The sequence below is a fragment of the Ectopseudomonas composti genome (genome assembly GCF_900115475.1).
Classification (GTDB): domain Bacteria; phylum Pseudomonadota; class Gammaproteobacteria; order Pseudomonadales; family Pseudomonadaceae; genus Aquipseudomonas; species Aquipseudomonas composti.
Genome location: NZ_FOWP01000006.1, coordinates 239768 through 257878, shown reverse-complemented (window position 1 = coordinate 257878; position 18111 = coordinate 239768). Strand labels below are relative to the sequence as shown.

The window sequence follows — 18111 nt, the reverse complement described above, 5'->3', positions numbered from 1 at the left end:
CGGAAGCGCCATGCAGCGCTTCCGGCTTTGTCGAATCCTGAATCCAGTTCGTTAGAGGCCCGAGCCTCAGCCCAACTGCTCCATGATCTCGTCGGCAATTTCAGCGTTGTGGTAGACGTTCTGTACATCGTCCAGATCTTCGAGCATGTCGATCAGCTTGAACACCTTCTGCGCGGTCTCCAGATCGGTGATCGGCGCACTGATCGAGGGGATCATGGCGATTTCCGCCTCCTCGGCCTTGAAACCAGCCGAGCTCAGCGCTTCGTTGACGGCATGAAAATCGGTGAAGCTGGTGGACACCAGGCCCGAACCGTCCTCGCCCATTTCCACGTCATCAGCACCGGCCTCCAGCGCGGCCTCCATCAGGGCATCTTCATCTACACCCGGCGCGAAGCTGATTTGCCCCTTGCGGTCGAACATGTAGGCAACCGAACCGTCAGTACCCAGGTTGCCACCGCACTTGGTGAAGGCATGGCGCACTTCGGCGGCGGTGCGATTGCGGTTGTCGGTCATCACCTCGACGATGATCGCCACGCCGCTCGGCGCATACCCTTCGTAGCTGAACTCGACGACGTTGTCGGCTTCGTTGTTACCGGCACCACGAGCGATGGCGCGGTCAATCACGTCACGCGACATGTTGTTGGTCAGCGCCTTGTCGACGGCCAGACGCAGACGCGGGTTGTCCGCCGGGATCGGGCCGCCATGCTTGGCGGCGACCGTCAGCTCACGAATCAGCTTGGTGAAGATCTTGCCGCGCTTGGCGTCCTGACGCCCCTTGCGGTGCTTGATGTTGGCCCATTTGGAATGACCGGCCATATTCAACTCCAGTTTTCTACTTCGGGGGATGATCTAAAACAGTCGTCATTACTCGCTGCGCCCGCCCTACTTCAGACCGCACTGAAGTGCGTTCAGCGCAAGCGCTGCCCTACGCAGGCGGACATCCAGATATCTCGAAGCACCTAGACTCCGGCCTTCGCGGGAGTGGCGGTAAAAGGTGCCACCTGAACACACTCAAGTTCACAGGTGTGAGAATTCGAGTCTCTCCGCCCAATAACGAAGAAGCCTGGAAATCCAGGCTTCTTGCACAGGCTTATTCGGCCTTGGGTTGCTCGCGCAGGCGGATGTGCAGCTCACGCAGCGATTTGCCGTCCACCACACCCGGCGCCTGGGTCATGACACAGGCCGCGCTCTGGGTTTTCGGGAAGGCAATCACTTCGCGGATCGACTGCGCACCGGTCATCAGCATCACCAGGCGATCCAGGCCGAAGGCCAGACCGCCATGGGGCGGTGCGCCGTACTTGAGCGCGTCGAGGAGGAAGCCGAACTTCTCCTGCTGCTCCTCTTCGCTGATGCCGAGCACGCGGAACACGGTCTGCTGCATGGCCTTGTCGTGGATACGGATCGAACCGCCACCTAGCTCGGTACCATTGAGCACCATGTCATAGGCGCGCGATAGCGCGGCGGACGGGTTGGCCTCCAGTTCCTCGGGGCTGCAGCTCGGCGAGGTAAACGGGTGGTGCATGGCAGTCAGGCTGCCGTCGTCGTTTTCCTCGAACATCGGGAAGTCAACGACCCACAGCGGCGCCCACTCGCAGGTGAGCAAGTTCAGGTCATGGCCCAGCTTGATACGCAGCGCGCCCAGGGCTTCGCTGACGATCTTGGCCTTGTCGGCACCGAAGAACACGATATCGCCATCGACCGCACCCACGCGATCGAGGATGACGTTGATGTTATCCAGCGGGATGTTCTTGACGATCGGCGACTGCAAACCGTCGACGCCGGCAGCGCGCTCATTGACCTTGATGTAGGCCAGGCCCTTGGCACCGTAGATGCCGACGAACTTGGTGTAGTCGTCGATCTGCTTGCGCGGCATGCTCGCTCCGCCCGGAACGCGCAGCGCGGTAACGCGGCATTTCGGGTCGTTGGCAGGGCCGGCGAAGACCTTGAATTCGACATCCTTGAGCTGGTCTTCAACGTCGACCAGTTCCATCGGGATGCGCAGATCCGGCTTGTCCGAACCGAAGCGGCGCATGGCTTCGGCCAGGGTCATGTGCGGCAGTTCGCCGAACTCGACATCCAGGACTTCCTTGAACAGGTTGCGCACCATGGTCTCGGTGATGTCCATGATGTCTTTTTCATCGAGGAAGCTGGTCTCGATGTCGATCTGGGTGAATTCCGGCTGGCGGTCGGCACGCAGGTCTTCGTCACGGAAGCACTTGGCAATCTGGTAGTAGCGGTCGAAGCCAGCCACCATCAGTAGTTGCTTGAACAGCTGCGGCGACTGCGGCAGGGCGAAGAAGCTGCCAGCATGAGTACGGCTCGGCACCAGGTAGTCGCGTGCGCCTTCCGGGGTGGCGCGGGTCAGGATCGGCGTCTCGACGTCGAGGAAGCCGTTCTCGTCGAGGTAACGACGGATACTCGAGGTGATGCGCGAACGCAGCTTGAGCTTTTCGGCCATTTCCGGACGGCGCAGGTCGATGAAGCGATAGCGCAGGCGGGTTTCTTCGCCGACGTCGGTGTATTCGTTGAGCGGGAACGGCGGAGTTTCCGCCTCGTTGAGCACTTCCAGCTCGTAGCCCAGCACCTCGATGGCGCCGGACGCCATGTTCGGGTTGACTGCACCGGCCGGACGCAGACGTACCTTACCGGTGATTTTGACCACGTACTCGCTGCGTACGCGGTCGGCCTTGGCGAAGGTCTCGGCGCGATCCGGATCGAATACCACCTGAGCCAGGCCTTCACGATCACGGATATCGAGGAAGATCACCCCGCCATGGTCGCGGCGACGGTGTACCCAGCCGCAAAGGGTGATTTCCTGGCCATCCAGGCTCTCGTTCAGTTGGCCGCAATAGTGGCTGCGCATCATGATCGTGTTTCGCTTCTCTAAGGTCTTGGATAGGTCAGGCAGCCCCCAACGCCCTGGGCAGGAGCCACAACGCGGAGAACGTCCAACCGCACGCCGCGCTTCGATAAAGAGCGGGATTATATAGCGTAAATCGTCGTGACGCAGCCGCCCGGCAGATGGCTTCTATAATGAAGAGCGGCTCCTACCTGGAGAACGACTATGACCCAGCCCCATCGCAGTGACCTGTCCAGCGATCTGTTGGAAGATTTTCGCCTTGATGCCGCCGAGCAGTTTCCCCGCTGCGAACAACTGTTGATCGAGCTGGAGCGAGCGCCAAAAAGTGCAGAACGTCTGCGCGAGCTGTTTCGACTTATCCATACGCTCAAAGGCAACCTCGGGTACGTCGACCTCAATGAGCTGATGCCAGTACCGCAAGCCATGGAGGATGTGCTCGATGCCCTGCGTTCGGGCCGTATGGCCTTCGACAGCCTGCTCGGCGACATATTGCTGCTCAGCCTCGACCACCTGCGAGCGCTGGTAGCCCAGGCACTGGCTGGCTCCAACTCGGCATCAGACGACTCTCAGACCCGGCAACTCTGCAGCGCACTGCAAGCGCTGGCCATCGCCTCTCCGCCAGAACAGACCGAGCTGCGTAGCGTGCTGCTACAGCAACTGGACCCAAGCACTCGCCTGCAAACACCTGAAGCGGCAGAGCCCAGTCATATAGAAGCACTGCTGGCCCGCCACAGCATCCCTGCCACATCCGACCTACAATTCTTCTGCGCCCTTGCCGAGGCCGCCGAGCAGCGCTCGCCTTACTGGCAAGGACGTACTCGGCGCCTACTGGAGCTGTCACTCAGCATCAACGCCACGGGCGATTACGCCGAGCAGCCTGAGCAGTTGGCCGCAGCAGTCTGCCTGCATGACCTGGGAATGGCGTTTCTGCCACTGGAGCTCTTGCACAAACAGAGCCACTTCAGCCGCGAAGAACGGCGCATGATGCAAGGTCACCCACGCCTGGCCAGCGATCTGCTCAAACGCATGCCCGGCTGGTCAGCCGCCATGGAGATCATCCTGCAGCATCAGGAACACGCCGATGGCAGTGGCTACCCGAAAGGGCTCAGCGAAGCGGAGATCACGCCCGGCGCCTTGATCCTGCATATCGTCGACACCTTCGATGCAAGGACTCACGAGCGCGCGCACCAGACCTTGAGCAAGCGCCCGCTGCTGCGCGCCATTCTCGAGATCAACAACCTATCCGGCCAGCAATTCAGCGCCCGCTGGGTAGAGATTTTCAACCACACCCTGCAGCAAAGACCGACACTGGCCCGCCGCTGAAGCCCTCGACGAGCGGTAAGATTTTCTGGCCAAAATTGAACCGCAAGTTATCAATAGCTTCTAAACATCGCTTTCATTGATATAAGCCAAGATCATCACCAAGCCCTGCGTGTTAGGCTCTCTCCAACACTGCGGGACAGACACCCCGGGCTCACCTGAAAGGAGAAAAACCATGGAAATCAATATCGGAATCGCCGAACAGGACCGCGCCGCCATTGCCGAAGGCCTGTCGCGCCTGCTGGCCGACACCTACACGCTGTATCTGAAGACCCACAATTTCCACTGGAACGTCACCGGCCCGATGTTCAACACCCTGCACCTGATGTTCGAAGGTCAGTACACCGAACTGGCTCTGGCCGTCGACGCAATTGCCGAGCGCATTCGCGCACTGGGCTTCCCGGCTCCGGGTACCTACGCCGCCTACGCCCGCCTGTCCTCGATCAAAGAAGAGGAAGGCGTGCCTAGCGCCGAGGATATGATCAAGCAACTGGTACAGGGCCAGGAGGCCGTTGTGCGCACTGCCCGCGGCATTTTCCCGCTGCTGGACAAGGTCAGCGACGAGCCTACCGCGGATCTGTTGACCCAGCGCATGCAGGTGCATGAGAAAACCGCCTGGATGCTGCGCAGCCTGCTCGCTGCTTGAGATACTCAGAGGCCCGGTTATCCGGGCCTTTTCATTAGGCACGCAGCCCCGCCCTGATCTATGCTCTGGCCATTCGCCAGTGAGTTCCAACATCCATGAGTCAGCCAGCCAAACCGACCAGCATCATCGAACTGTATCCGGAGGAAACCCGCGAAGCGGCCGAGCTCCTGAAACAGGCTGTGCCGCTGATGATGCGTCACGATATCCCGCCAAATCCCGTGCACTATGCGCTGTGGTACACCTATAGCAGAGGCAGCGAACCAGAACTCAATCGCCGCCTGGACAAGGTGGTCGAGGATTTCGACGTATTCCCCCCGGAAACCGCCAGCCGACTGTTTCGCGACTACATCATCCGTGGCGAACTGGAAGAAGCACGCGCCGGGCAGCAGCAGGTCATCGAGCTGGTCGACGATATCGAAGGCGATGTGTCACGTAGCGTGCTTGGCAGCCAGCACTACCAGCAAAGCCTGAACCAGGGCCTCAGCGCACTGCAGGAGCCGATCATCGACGACCTGCCCAATGTGCTCAGCGAGCTGCAGGAAAGCACCCAGCTGATGCAGGATCAGCAGGAGAAGTTCCTCTATCGCCTGCGCGCCGCGCAGCAGGAGATCACTCACCTGCGCAGTCAGCTGGAACGCGCGCACCTAGCCGCCACGCTCGACAGCCTGACCCGCGTCTTCAACCGTCATGCCTTCACCCGCCTGCTGGAACGCGCGCTCAACGAGTCACAGCAAGGCCTTGCGCTGGTGATTCTGGATATCGACCACTTCAAGCAGTTCAACGATCAGTATGGCCATCCATTGGGTGACCGCGTGCTGCAACATGTCGGACAGCTGCTGCGTGACCTCCTGCCACCTGGAGCCTTCGCTGCGCGCTACGGTGGCGAAGAATTCTGCGTGGTGCTACGCAATTGCGCCAATCTCAACGAAGTGCTCGATTTCGCCGAACAACTGCGCCACAAGATCCAGTCGCTGAGAGTCAAGGTACGCCGTACCGATCAGGTCCTCGATAGCATCACCGCCTCCTTTGGCTGCGCCATGGCCGAAGCCAACGACACCTTCGAATCCCTGCTTACGCGCGCCGACGATGCGCTCTATCAGGCCAAACGAGCCGGGCGTAATCAGGTGCACCCGATGGCCAGCGAAACGATGCTAAGCGCTTGATTTGAGAAGCCCTCGGCTTTGCTGTTAAATAGCCCCGCGCGCCGCGTTACCATCATGCGGCGCCATTAACCTTGTTTACAGGCGCGCGCCATGGCCGTTCAGCTGGCCACCAGCAAAGTGCGCTCCCTCCGCAGCACCTTGAGTCATCATTTAATCAGTGAGTTCATCAAAGATGTTGAAAATTGCCCATCTCGTGACAGGGTTCGCCGCCCTGCTGCTGTCCGTCGTACCCGGTTTTTCCGCTTCGTTTCTCACCACGCCGGATGCCATCTACCTGGCCCTGACCGGTTTGCTCAACCTGCTTGCCGCATCGCAGCAACAGAACGCGCCAGTTGCGCGCCAGCAGCTACTGGGCCTGTCCTCTGCCCTGCTGATACTGGCCACCGTGGTACAGAGCCTGATCCTGCTTGCCCCACTGCCTAGCATTGGCGGTCAGCCTGCCATCTGGCTGCCGCTGCTGACCATCGTCGTTGCCGTGGCCCTGAGCCTTGCAGCGCAACTGGGCACGCAGCCTCGCACTCAGGAACTGGAGCCCTTCCTGCAAACCAGCTCCAGCGCGCCCCAGGAAGACCGCGAGACCGGCACGGTCAAGTGGTTCAATACGTCCAAGGGCTTCGGCTTTATTTCCCGCGACTCGGGCGAGGATATCTTCGTGCACTTTCGCGCCATTCGTGGCGAGGGCCACCGCGTATTGATCGAAGGTCAACGCGTGGAATTCTCGGTCATGCAGCGCGACAAAGGCCTGCAGGCAGAAGATGTGATCGCTGCCGCCCCCTTGCGACGCTGAACAGCGCGCAAAGAAAAGCCCGGGAAACCGGGCTTTTTCATATCAGTAATGCGGTGGCGGCGCTTCGTCTTCAGCAATACCTGCCTGGCCACCCAGTTCTTCCTGACGTCGCGCCAGAACCGTCAATTGCAACTGCATCCGCTCGATGCGCCGATTCTGTTCGACCAGCTCATCGCTCAACGCCTGAATGGTGTCATCCTGAAACGCCAGACGACTCTCCAGCTCCATGATCCGCGACTCGAGGCTCATGCAAAAGCTCCGGCAAACTGAAAATCTTCGGTCAGCACCAGACGCAGCTTGTCGATGATCTGCCGCACCTGTTGCTCGCTGTAAGACTGCGCCGGATGCCGCCCCCACACCGGCGCAGGCCAGGCAGCGTCTTCACGTCGGCGCACGATCACATGCATATGCAACTGGCTGACGACATTGCCGAGCGTGGCCACGTTCATCTTGTCGGCCGCGAAGGTGTCCTTCAAGGTCTCAGCCAATAGCGTGGTCTCATGCCAGAGCTGACGCTGGTCGGTGGCATCGAGCTGGAACAACTCGCTGACATCTTCACGGCGCGGCACGAGGATGAACCAGGGATAACTGGCGTCATTCATCAGCAGCAGGTGACAGAGGGGAAAGTCCCCGACCAGCAGGCAATCCTGCTGCAGACGTGAATCCAGAGCGAACATGAAGGCTCTCCTTTATAAACGGATCACTCAAGCGTAGCGCCAAGAGGCGCCAGGCGATGGCGCGCAGCATACGCCGCCTCAGTGGACAATTCACCGACACGCCGCGCACCAAGGCAAGGCACCCCACCCCAACACGCACCGCCGGCGTGCACCATTTTGTTTCTTCCCGTAATAGACGCCCTCAAGCGTTACCGTGGCAGCGATCTGAACGGAAGTGGTGACACCTTTTGACGACTGCTCGCGAGAACAAGGCATTGCTCAGTCAAACCCGCGCAGGAAGCGGGATCGGCGCTGCCATTCAGAGCATTGCGCGCCAGAAAATCAAGGTTTTGGAGAGGAATTCGGGTTTTGAGCACGACTTTTGCTATCTGTGAGAACAATGCCGGCGAGCCGTGCAGTCGACCAATAACAGCGGCCCAAGCACCTCAGAGCCGCGAAAGCGTTGGCATAACGAAGCGCAAGTACAGAGCTACAGATTTGCGACATTCCTCCTAATGCGATGCGACACAAGCATGAACGAAGTCGTAATGAATAGACTGCAACTATCGCCAATATTGGCTGCGTGCTATAAGTTACCGCCGACACAAAAAGAAAGAGCCGCCCATATAACAAAACAGTGGGCAGCGCAACTCTTCTAAACCCAAGGAGCAATCACGATGCAAGTGATGAAGTGGAGCGTAATCGCCCTGGCAGTAGCCGCGGGCACCAGCCAAATGGCCGTGGCGTCCAGCCAGTCCGAGTCGAATGGCTTTATCGAAGACAGCAGCTTCAACATCTTCAATCGCGCTTTGTACATGAACCGCGATTTCCGTAATGGCCCGAACAGCAACAGCACTTCCGCTAATCCTGCCGGTTACCGTGAAGAGACAGGTCTGGGCATCCGCCTGCTGTACGAGTCTGGTTTCACCCAAGGTACCGTAGGTGTCGGCTTTGACGCTCACTCCCTGAGCAGCATCAAAATTGATAGCGGTCGTGGTCGCGTTGGTAACGGCCTGTTCTCCCAAACTGACGATGGTCGTGCAGACGACACCCAAACTGAAGTCGGCGGCGCCATCAAGTTTCGCATCTCCGATACCGTCCTGAAATACGGCAGCCAGTTCGTGGCAAGCCCGGTATTCTCCACCGACGATAGCCGCATCCTGCCTGAAGTTGCTACTGGTACTTATCTGGTCAGCAACGAGATTAAAGGCCTGGAACTGAGCGCCGGTCGCTTCACTGCCATGAGCAGCCAAACTGGAACCAGCCGTGATGACATCAACGGCAAAGGCGAAGCTGGCCTGAAGTACGCCAACATCGTGGGTGCCTCCTACTCTTTCACTGACGATCTGAGCGCAGCTTTCCACGCCTCCGATGTGGAAGATTACTGGAAGAAGTACTACGGCAACGTCAACTACAACCTGGCGCTGGCTGAAGAACAAGCTCTGAACTTCGACTTCAACATCTACAAGACCGACTACGACAAGCAGTACACCAACACTGCTAGCGACGAAGACAACACCATCTGGAGCCTTGCAGCTGCCTACTCGCTGGGTGCTCACACCTTCACCCTGGCTCACCAACGTGCGTCCGGCGACCGTGGTTACGAGTACGGCGTAGACGGCGGCGGCACCATCTGGCTGGCCAACTCGGTTCAGTACTCCGACTTCAACCAGGAAGACGAAAAGTCCTGGCAAGCTCGCTACGATATCAACATGGCATCCTACGGCGTACCGGGCCTGAGCTTCATGACCCGTTACATCCGTGGTACTGCTGCTGATAGCTACACCGAGCGTGAACTGGATATCGAAGCCAAGTACGTAATCCAGGAAGGTGCGGCCAAGGATCTGTCCTTCCGCGTTCGTAACGCCTTCTATCGCGATAACGCTCAAGGCGACGTGAACGACCTGCGCCTGATCGTCGAATACCCGCTGAGCGTTCTGTAACTTCAGCGCTACTCGATAGCGGTATAAAAGAAACCCGGCCTTGGCCGGGTTTCTTTATTTTGTGCCTCAGTATTTTAAAGCGGCAGCGCATAAGTCCCCGTCACATGCGCAACCAATTCATTCTCATTACCAACCGAATACAGCGAAACTTCGCAAACTGCCTGGCGCCGGCTCAAACGCAATATTCGCGCCTCGGCCAACAAGTCGACCGGTTTGGGTTTGACCAGAAAGTTGATGTTGAGATTGGACGTCACCGCCATTTCCACTCGGCCGAGACGCCCCAGCACAACCGCATACATCGCCGCATCACCCAACGCCATAATGGTCGGGCCCGAGAGTGTGCCGCCTGGGCGCACCAATTTGGCATGAAAGGGGACGCGTGCCAGCACGCCCTCCTCGTTCAGCCGGTCGATCCGCAGATCGATATCCTCGGCCATCGGCAGTCCAGCCCGGATCAGGGTCTGAACCTCAAGCGCAGTCAATCCCACTATTTGTTCCTCCCGGTAGACTCGGTGGCACTTTCGCGCCTGCACCCGTCCTGTACGCCACTGTATAGGCACCGTACAATGCCGGCCTATTCCAAGCCCTAGCAACCGACAGAACGGCCAAACATGCGTACCAGTCAGTTCCTGCTCTCGACCCTGAAAGAAACCCCTTCCGATGCTGTGGTGATCAGCCACCAGCTGATGCTGCGTGCCGGTATGATCCGCAAGCTGGCCTCCGGCCTGTACACCTGGCTGCCGATGGGCCTGCGCGTGCTGCGCAAGGTCGAGAACGTGGTGCGCGAAGAAATGAACGCCGCCGGCGCCCTGGAAGTGCTGATGCCAGCCATTCAGCCGGCCGAACTGTGGCAGGAATCCGGTCGCTGGGTGCAGTACGGCCCCGAGCTGCTGCGCGTCAAGGACCGTCATGACCGCGAGTTCTGCGTCGGCCCGACCCATGAGGAAGTGATCACCGATCTGGCCCGCAACGAGCTGAACAGCTACAAGCAACTGCCGATCAACTTCTATCAGATCCAGACCAAGTTCCGTGACGAGATTCGCCCGCGCTTCGGTCTGATGCGTGGTCGCGAGTTCATCATGAAGGATGCCTACTCCTTTCATGCCGATCAGGCGTCCCTGCAGGAAACCTACGACCGCATGCACCAGGCGTACTGCAACGTATTCAGCCGCCTGGGCTTGAACTTCCGTCCGGTGCAGGCCGATACCGGCTCCATCGGCGGCACTGGCTCGCATGAGTTCCACGTACTGGCCGACTCCGGTGAAGACGATATCGCCTTCAGCAATGCTTCCGACTACGCGGCCAATATCGAGAAAGCCGAAGCCATCCCGCGCGAGAGCGCGCGCGGCGCTGCGACCGAAGACATGCGTCTGGTCGACACGCCCGACACCAAGACCATCGACGCGCTGGTTCAGGGGTTTGGCCTGGCCATCGAGAAAACCATCAAGACCCTGGTGGTGCACGCGGCCGAACAAGGCAAACTGATCGCCCTGATCGTACGCGGCGATCACGAGCTGAACGAGATCAAGGCTGCCAACCTGGAGCTGGTCGCCAACCCGCTGCAGATGGCCAATGAAGCCGAGATTCGCGCCGCCATCGGTGCAGGCCCCGGCTCGCTGGGCCCGGTCAACCTGCCGATCCCCTGTATCATCGACCGCAGCGTGGCGCTGATGAGCGATTTCGCTGCTGGTGCCAACATCGAAGACAAGCACTACTTCGGCGTCAACTGGGAGCGCGATCTGCCGCTGCCTGAGGTTGCCGACCTGCGCAATGTCGTCGCCGGTGACCCCAGCCCGGATGGCCAGGGCACCCTGGAAATCAAACGCGGCATCGAAGTCGGTCACATCTTCCAGCTCGGCACCAAGTACAGTGAGGCGATGAACTGCCAGGTGCTCGGTGAGAACGGCAAGCCGGTGACCCTGACCATGGGCTGCTACGGCATCGGCGTTTCCCGCGTGGTGGCTGCCGCCATCGAGCAGAACTTCGACGAACGCGGCATCCGCTGGAACGATGCCCTGGCACCGTTCCAGATCGCCCTGGTACCGCTGCGCTACGAAACCGAGCAGGTTCGCGAAGCCACCGACAAGCTGTATGCCGAGCTGACTGCTGCTGGCTACGAAGTACTGCTGGACGATCGCGACAAGAAAACCAGCCCCGGCATCAAGTTCGCCGACATGGAACTGATCGGTATTCCGCACCGCGTGGTCGTCAGCGACCGCGGCCTGGCCGAGGGTAACCTCGAGTACAAGAGCCGTGCCGAAACCGACCCGCAAGCCGTGCCGCTGGCCGAGATCCTGTCCTTCCTGCAAGCCCGTATCAGCCGCTGATCACGCCTTACCGAGCCATCATGCACACGAGCAACAACTTTCGCCTCATCGGCGCCGCCCTGTGCGGCGCCCTCTTGATCAGCGGCTGCGCCAACCAGCTGCCGCAACGCAGCGAGCATGAGGAGCGCATCGAACGCAAACTGCTGGATCACCAGTTGCAGATCGATGCCGGCGAACCCAAGGTGCTGGAGCTGCCGCAACGCCGTGTGCGTGTGCATGACCAGAAGAGCTACGAGGTCACGGCCTTCGAAGTGACCCGTCGCTACGACCGCTATACGCCTTACCAACCCTGGCGCGAGATCTACGAAGTGCCGATGGGCGCGGTCGCTGTGGTGGCCGGCGTGGGGGCCAACATCCTCAACGTGGTGCTGCTCGGTAGCCTGCCGGAAACTGCGACCCGTGACTGGATCAGCTACGGCATGGCCGGCCTCAATCCGTTCATGAACGTTGAGTCCAATGGTCGCGCGGAACAGAACCTGGCGAGTATCGAGGAGCTGCAGCGCGACCGTCGCATGGAATACACCAACCTGCCATGGTCCGAGCGCCCGGTGCAGGTCAAGGCAAGCGATCAGCAGTTCGAGCTGCTCACTGACAACACCGGTGTGCTGCGCCTCAATCTGCTGGACAGCCCCTTCACCGAGCAGGACATCACGCGCCTGAACATGCTGCAGCTGAGCGTCGAAGACCGCCTCGGTGACGATGTCGCACGAGCAGAAACGACTCTTATGGTCAGCCATACCCTGCGCGGCAAGCTGCGCGAAGCACATGACCTGATCTTCGACGACCTCGAGGGTGGTGATGTGGCCCAGTGGGTACACCGGGTCAAGCGCCTTTCCGATCTGGGCCTGGAAGAGGAAGCCAGCGAGCTGGAACAGAGCCTGATCGAACTGACGCGCAACGACCCTGAATTGCAGGATGCCTTCCTCAAGGCGCTGCTCAAGGATGCCGGGCGTCTGGCTGCTGATCCAGCCAACTGAGTGCATCCGGCTCCGTAGGTTCCCGCTGGGCCGTCTGGCCCATGCACAGCAACCATTCGAACGGCACGCGCCTGTCGTGGGTGCGGAGGACTTCAGCTCTTCCGTGAAACCTGTGCGTGCGGCGCACCCTACAGGGCGGTGTTGCTCGCTATACCATCTGCAATTCTTGCTTGCGGCGCGGCGGCGGGAAAGCCGTGTCGAGCAGGGCCAGGTCATCCGCACTCAAGGTTAGCGAGGCCGCCGCCACGTTGTCGCTCAGATGCGCGCTACCGACGGCCTTGGGGATGGCAATCACTCCGTCCTGCCTGATCGTCCAGGCCAGCGCGACCTGAGCCGGTGTGACGCCATGGCGTTGGGCTACCTCGAGCAACGCCGGCTCGTGCAGCAGTGCCCCAGCCTGGCTGAGCGGACAGTAGGCCATTAGCGGCATAGCGGCGCGCTGTTGCCACGGCAGCAGGTCAAACTCGATACCACGCGCCTCCAGGTTGTACAGCACCTGGTTGGTGCGGCACGCCGGCTGATCCAGCTCCAGCAGGTCATCCAGGTCGAAGTTGGAAACACCCCAAGCGCCGATCTTGCCCTGCTCTCGCAGCCGCTCGAAACCTTCGACCGTCTCGGCAAGCGGGTAACGGCCGCGCCAGTGCAACAGGTAGAGGTCGATACGCTCGCAGCCCAGGCGTTTCAGGCTACGCTCACAGGCTGCCTGAACACCCTGCGCGCTGGCGTTATGCGGGTAAACCTTGCTGACCAGAAATACCTCATCACGACGCCCGGCAATAGCCTCCCCCACCACCTGCTCGGCGCCACCCTCGCCATACATTTCGGCGGTGTCGATCAGGCTCAACCCCAGGTCCAGGCCTTCACGCAGCGCCGCCACTTCCCGCGCGTGCTGGTGCCGATCTTCCCCCATGCGCCAGGTCCCCTGGCCTACCACCGGTACCTGCACGCCGGCCAAGTCAATTCTGCGCATCAATTTCTCCTCTATGGATCGTGACCAGATCGTACCCCTCACCACGCCACTGCACGAAGCACAGCCCGTGGCCGAAGGGGTCGCTCAGCGTTACCAGCCGTCCCCAATCGTATTCGTGAATGTCGCCTTCCTGCCGAGCGCCGGCAGCGATTGCCCGCACCAACGCAGCGTCAAGATCATCGACCACCAGATCCAGATGCAGCGGCATCCAGTGACGACGGTAATCGCGCAGCACCTGCGCCTCTGGGCACGCCTGGGTGGCAGCCGCCTTGCACAGCAGATAGAGCGGCACGGCAGCGCCGAGCATCTCCACCACGGTCCCGTCGAACAATCTGCGCCCGACGCTCAAGCCGAGCGCTTGCTGGTAGAAGGCAACCGCCGCTGGCAGATCGGGAACGTCGAGATTGAGCAGCAGTTGCATGGTCAGAGTGGCTTGAGCAATAACAGCAGGGATACCGGCTGAACGCTCTCCGGATGCAGCGGCTCCTGCAGCCATTCGAGCCGCCAGCCGGTTTCACCGATCAGCGCCAACCAGGATTGCAGGGTGCGGAAGAACCAGGGCATGGGCGCCTGAAAGCCCTCGCCGAAACCGACGAAGTCTTCCACCCGCCAACCGTCCTGGTAAGGCTCGCCATGGCTGGCGCGCCACGGGTGCAGGGTCTGGATCAGCAAACTGCCACCGGGTGCGAGCAACCCTTGCAAGCTACGCAAAATCGGCTGCAACGGCTCTTCGAGCAGGGCGAAGTTGCAGACCAGCACCTCGAAACGGCCGAGTTGCTCGGCATGCTCCTCCAGCTCGGCATAACCACAGACGCGATACTGACTGCGCCCGTCGCACGCCGCGCGAGCAGCCTCGATCAGCGGTGCAGAAGCGTCCACACCGACCGGCTCGATACCATGCTCGGCCAGGCCACGGCACAGCCAACCCTCGCCGCACCCGATGTCCAGCACGCGCTTGGGTTGCAGCGCCAGCACGGCCTGGATGATCGCGGCATCGGTTACCAGGCGGCGACTTTCGATGCGCTGCTCACGCACCGCGGCAGCCCAGGCATCGGCATTGGCCTGCCAGCTTTGCTGGAGCTGTTCTCGGTGGTCGCGCTGCATGCCGACTCCCTGCATTTGTGCGTTGCAGCGAGTCTAGCAGGCATGCCCAACATCCAGGTACAACCCAAGCACGGAGCAGAAACGGCCTGCCAGACGGCGCGCAAGCGTCTAAGCTGATAACGAGACAGACGAGAAGACCGCAGCCCAGCTGGCCCAAGGTCAGTATCCGGCAAGAGGCCATCTCGCGGCTTTGAATGATGCTGACAGGCTGGTGATTTATGGGCGCATCATGGCAACGTAATCCGCAACAACCTGACCTCGCCTCCTCGGCGGGCACTCAGGGCAGAACCGCTGCTGCCGGGCATCATTGGCGCCTGACTGTCTATCTGTTGCTGGTCCTGTTGGTACTGGTTGCCACCGCACTGCTGGTATTCGAATCACGTAGCGCCCACTTTCAGTCGCGCGAACTCAGCCGCTATGCCGCGGACCTCACTTACAAGGTCGAACCAGGCCCCAGCGAGCGCATCATCTACCCGACCGACGGCCCCTTCGACAAACGCCAAGGCTATGCCTACCTGCCACTGATGCTGGAGCGCCTGCAGCAGCGCGATTACCAGGTCACCGAGCAGTCACGCTTCTCCGAGGAGCTGATGGCCTACAGCCGCCGCGGTCTGTTCCCACCATTCACCGAGAAGAGCCAGAGCGGCCTGAGCATCAGCGATTGCCGTGGCACGCCCTTCTACGAATTTTACTACCCGCAACAGGGCTATGCCGACTTCGCCAGCATTCCGCCGCTGGTGGTCAGCAGCCTGTTGTTCATCGAAAACCGTCAGTTGCTCGACCCCGCACAACCGCTGGCCAACCCTGCGGTGGACTGGCCGCGCTTTGCCATGGCGGCGCTGTCGCAGCTTGGCAAGATGCTCGACGTGCAGGACCAGTCCGCCGGAGGCAGCACCCTGGCCACGCAACTGGAGAAGTACCGTCACTCCCCCGATGGGTTGACGTTGTCCGCCGGGGAAAAGCTGCGGCAGATGATTTCCGCCAGCGTGCGTGCCTATCAGCATGGCCCGGAAACGCTCGAGGCGCGTCAGCGCATCGTCCGCGACTACCTCAATAGCGTGCCGCTGTCCGCCGCACCGGGTCACGGTGAAGTGCACGGTTTGGCTGACGGCCTGCGCATCTGGTACGGCGCCGACTTCGAACGCAGTAACGCCCTGCTCGACCCGCGTCGATCGCCCGACGCCAGCCTTGCCGAGCGCGGTCTGGCCCTGCGGCAGATGCTGTCGTTGATGATCGCCCAACGCCGGCCCTCCTATTACCTGGCACAAGGGCGCCGCGACATGGAGGCACTGACCGAAAGCCACATCCGCCTGCTCGCCAGCGGCGGTCTGATCGATGCCGACCTGCGCGATGCCGCCCTCACGCAGAAATCGCAGTACCGCGACTGGCAACAGGAGCCCAACCTGCGCGCCGTGGAAAGCGACAAAGGCATCAGCGTGGCGCGCTCGCGGCTGTCCAACCTGTTGGGCATGCCACTTTACGACCTCGATCGCCTCGACCTGTCCGCGCGCAGCACCCTGCAGCGCGACCTGCAACAGCAGACCAGTACCTACCTGCAAAACCTGGCCGACCCGGAGTTCGCCGGCAAGATCGGCCTGTTCGGCGAGCGCCTGCTGTCACCCGAGAAAACCGCGGAAGTGCGCTACAGCTTCACCCTGTTCGAACGCACCCCGACCGGTAGCCGGGTGCGGGTGCAGACCGACAGCACCGACCAGCCCTTCGACATCAACGAAGGCAGCAAGCTGGAGCTTGGCTCCACCGCCAAACTGCGCGTGCTGGCCACCTATCTGGAAATCATCGCCGAACTGTACCAACGCCACGCTGGCAAGAATCCAGCCGAGCTGCGCCAAGTGGATATCGCCGAGCAGGACCCTCTGAGCCGCTGGGCTGTGGGCTACCTGCAAGCCAACCCGGGGGCGGATCTGGCCAGCATGCTTGACGCCGCGCTGGAGCGGCGCTACTCGGCCAACCCGAATGAGCGCTTCTTCACTGGCGGCGGGCTGCACACCTTCGGCAACTTCCGCCGCGAGGACAACGGCCGCAACCCGACGCTGCGCGAATCCTTGCGCGAGTCGATCAACCTACCCTTCGTCCGCCTGATGCGCGATCTGGTGCGCTACAGCACCTACCAGAACAGCGCCGAACTGCTCAAGGACGACAAGGACCCGCGCCGCCAGGAATACCTGCAGCGCTTCGCCGATCAGGAAGGGCGCACCTTCCTTCTGCGCTTCTGGCGCAAGTACCAGGGCCAGCCACAGCAGCAGCGTCTGGAAACCTTCATCAGCGGCCTGCGCCAAACCTCAGTGCGCCTGAGCGCCGTGCATCGTTACCTGCTGCCACAGGCCGACGAAGCCACCTTCGCTGCGTTCCTACGGGCGCAACTGCCACAGGAAAAACTCACAGACCAACGCATCGCCCGCCTCTACCAGGAATACGGCCCCGGCGCCTACAGCCTGCCGGACCAGGGTTATATCGCCCGCGTACACCCGCTGGAGCTCTGGTTACTGGGCTATCTGATCAGCAACCCGCAGGCCAGCTTCAGCGACACTGTGGCCGCCAGCATCGACGAGCGCCAGGAAGTCTATGGCTGGTTGTTCCGCAGTCGGCACAAAAGCGCCCGCGACAGCCGCATCCGCATCATGCTCGAGGTCGAAGCCTTCTCCGATATTCATCGACGCTGGAAGAACCTCGGCTACCCCTTCCAGTATCTGGTGCCCTCGCTGGCCACCGCGCTGGGCAGTTCCGGCGACCGGCCGGCGGCTCTGGCCGAGCTGATGGGCATCATCCAGAACGACGGGATTCGCCAGCCGATTCTGCGCATCGACGAGTTGCACTTCGCCGCCGACACGCCTTATGACACACGGGTCGAACGCGAGATCAGCAGCGGCAAGCGGGTGATGCAATCCGAAGTGGCCGCGGCATTGCGCAATGCCCTCTCGCAAGTGGTGGAAGGCGGCACCGCGCGGCGCCTGCAAGGTACCTTCCAGTTGCAGGATGGCCATAGCCTGACGCTGGGCGGCAAGACCGGTACCGGCGACAACCGCATCGAAAGCGTCGGCCCTGGCGGCCGGGTGATCAGCTCACGTGCGATGAACCGTACGGCGACCTTCGTGTTCTTCCTCGGCCCGCGGCACTACGGCACCCTCACCGCATTCGTGCCAGGACGCGAAGCCGAACGGTTCACCTTCACCTCGGCGTTGCCGGTGCAGGTGCTCAAGGGCATGGCCCCCATCCTTGCGCCCTACCTCGAACCGGGCAGCGCCACGCTCTGTGACACGCCGCTGAGCGCACCGCAGATCAGCCGGCGGTAATACCTGGTAACCACAGCGGCCGGGCTCTGGCGAAACCCGGCATCGGA

At 61.2% G+C, this 18111-nt stretch carries 16 protein-coding genes; 8 read left to right on the top strand and 8 right to left on the bottom strand.

What is annotated here, in order from left to right; genetic code table 11:
• Positions 1–66 precede the first annotated feature (66 nt).
• Positions 67–816, bottom strand: a complete 750-nt coding sequence (locus BM059_RS13645; protein ID WP_074939283.1) for a YebC/PmpR family DNA-binding transcriptional regulator — start codon at positions 814–816, stop codon at positions 67–69.
• A gap of 274 nt (positions 817–1090) precedes the next feature.
• Positions 1091–2866, bottom strand: a complete 1776-nt coding sequence (aspS, locus tag BM059_RS13640) for an aspartate--tRNA ligase (RefSeq protein WP_037003708.1) — start codon at positions 2864–2866, stop codon at positions 1091–1093.
• Positions 2867–3064: 198 nt separating this feature from the next.
• Here aspS and BM059_RS13635 point away from each other — a divergent pair, with 198 nt between their 5' ends.
• The 4 genes from BM059_RS13635 (at position 3065) to BM059_RS25825 (ending at position 6776) form a co-directional block, all read left to right on the top strand.
• Positions 3065–4183, top strand: a complete 1119-nt coding sequence (locus tag BM059_RS13635; protein ID WP_074939281.1) for an HD domain-containing phosphohydrolase — start codon at positions 3065–3067, stop codon at positions 4181–4183.
• A 172-nt stretch (positions 4184–4355) separates the two neighbouring features.
• On the top strand, positions 4356–4826 hold the full coding sequence (locus BM059_RS13630; protein WP_037003703.1) for a Dps family protein: 471 nt from the start codon (positions 4356–4358) through the stop codon (positions 4824–4826).
• 95 nt (positions 4827–4921) lie between these two features.
• On the top strand, positions 4922–5989 hold the full coding sequence (locus tag BM059_RS13625; RefSeq protein WP_037003702.1) for a GGDEF domain-containing protein: 1068 nt from the start codon (positions 4922–4924) through the stop codon (positions 5987–5989).
• 172 nt (positions 5990–6161) lie between these two features.
• The gene (locus BM059_RS25825; protein ID WP_074939279.1) at positions 6162–6776 is read left to right on the top strand and encodes a cold-shock protein; all 615 of its coding nucleotides are present in this window, start codon (positions 6162–6164) and stop codon (positions 6774–6776) included.
• A gap of 42 nt (positions 6777–6818) precedes the next feature.
• Here BM059_RS25825 and BM059_RS13615 read toward each other — a convergent pair whose 3' ends face one another.
• Positions 6819–7025, bottom strand: a complete 207-nt coding sequence (locus BM059_RS13615) for a SlyX family protein (protein WP_037003699.1) — start codon at positions 7023–7025, stop codon at positions 6819–6821.
• On the bottom strand, positions 7022–7453 hold the full coding sequence (locus BM059_RS13610; RefSeq protein ID WP_037003698.1) for an HIT family protein: 432 nt from the start codon (positions 7451–7453) through the stop codon (positions 7022–7024). The genes BM059_RS13615 and BM059_RS13610 overlap by 4 nt, the downstream gene beginning before the upstream one ends.
• A gap of 656 nt (positions 7454–8109) precedes the next feature.
• Here BM059_RS13610 and BM059_RS13605 point away from each other — a divergent pair.
• Positions 8110–9375, top strand: coding sequence for an OprD family porin (locus BM059_RS13605; protein ID WP_074939277.1), 1266 nt, complete (start codon positions 8110–8112; stop codon positions 9373–9375).
• A 74-nt stretch (positions 9376–9449) separates the two neighbouring features.
• Here the strand turns inward: BM059_RS13605 and BM059_RS13600 are convergent, their stop codons facing one another.
• On the bottom strand, positions 9450–9857 hold the full coding sequence (locus tag BM059_RS13600) for a PaaI family thioesterase (RefSeq protein WP_139220740.1): 408 nt from the start codon (positions 9855–9857) through the stop codon (positions 9450–9452).
• Positions 9858–9986: 129 nt separating this feature from the next.
• On the opposite strand from BM059_RS13600, the gene BM059_RS13595 reads away from it, so the two are divergent.
• Together BM059_RS13595 and BM059_RS13590 are read left to right on the top strand one after the other, a co-directional pair.
• Entirely contained in the window at positions 9987–11702 is a 1716-nt protein-coding gene (locus tag BM059_RS13595) for a proline--tRNA ligase (RefSeq protein ID WP_074939275.1), read from the top strand.
• A gap of 20 nt (positions 11703–11722) precedes the next feature.
• Entirely contained in the window at positions 11723–12679 is a 957-nt protein-coding gene (locus tag BM059_RS13590; RefSeq protein ID WP_074939273.1) for a hypothetical protein, read from the top strand.
• 148 nt (positions 12680–12827) lie between these two features.
• On the opposite strand, the gene BM059_RS13585 is transcribed toward BM059_RS13590, so the two are convergent.
• From BM059_RS13585 to BM059_RS13575, 3 genes are read right to left on the bottom strand one after another with little or no spacing between them, the layout of a single operon-like run.
• On the bottom strand, positions 12828–13649 hold the full coding sequence (locus BM059_RS13585; protein ID WP_074939271.1) for an aldo/keto reductase: 822 nt from the start codon (positions 13647–13649) through the stop codon (positions 12828–12830).
• Positions 13636–14070, bottom strand: a complete 435-nt coding sequence (locus BM059_RS13580) for a VOC family protein (protein WP_037003688.1) — start codon at positions 14068–14070, stop codon at positions 13636–13638. Before BM059_RS13580 ends, BM059_RS13585 begins: the two co-directional genes overlap by 14 nt.
• A gap of 2 nt (positions 14071–14072) precedes the next feature.
• Positions 14073–14753 (bottom strand): class I SAM-dependent methyltransferase, encoded by a 681-nt coding sequence (locus BM059_RS13575; RefSeq protein WP_074939269.1) that lies wholly within the window; start codon positions 14751–14753, stop codon positions 14073–14075.
• Positions 14754–14971: 218 nt separating this feature from the next.
• On the opposite strand from BM059_RS13575, the gene BM059_RS13570 reads away from it, so the two are divergent.
• Positions 14972–18064 (top strand): transglycosylase domain-containing protein, encoded by a 3093-nt coding sequence (locus BM059_RS13570; protein WP_074939267.1) that lies wholly within the window; start codon positions 14972–14974, stop codon positions 18062–18064.
• Positions 18065–18111 lie beyond the last annotated feature (47 nt).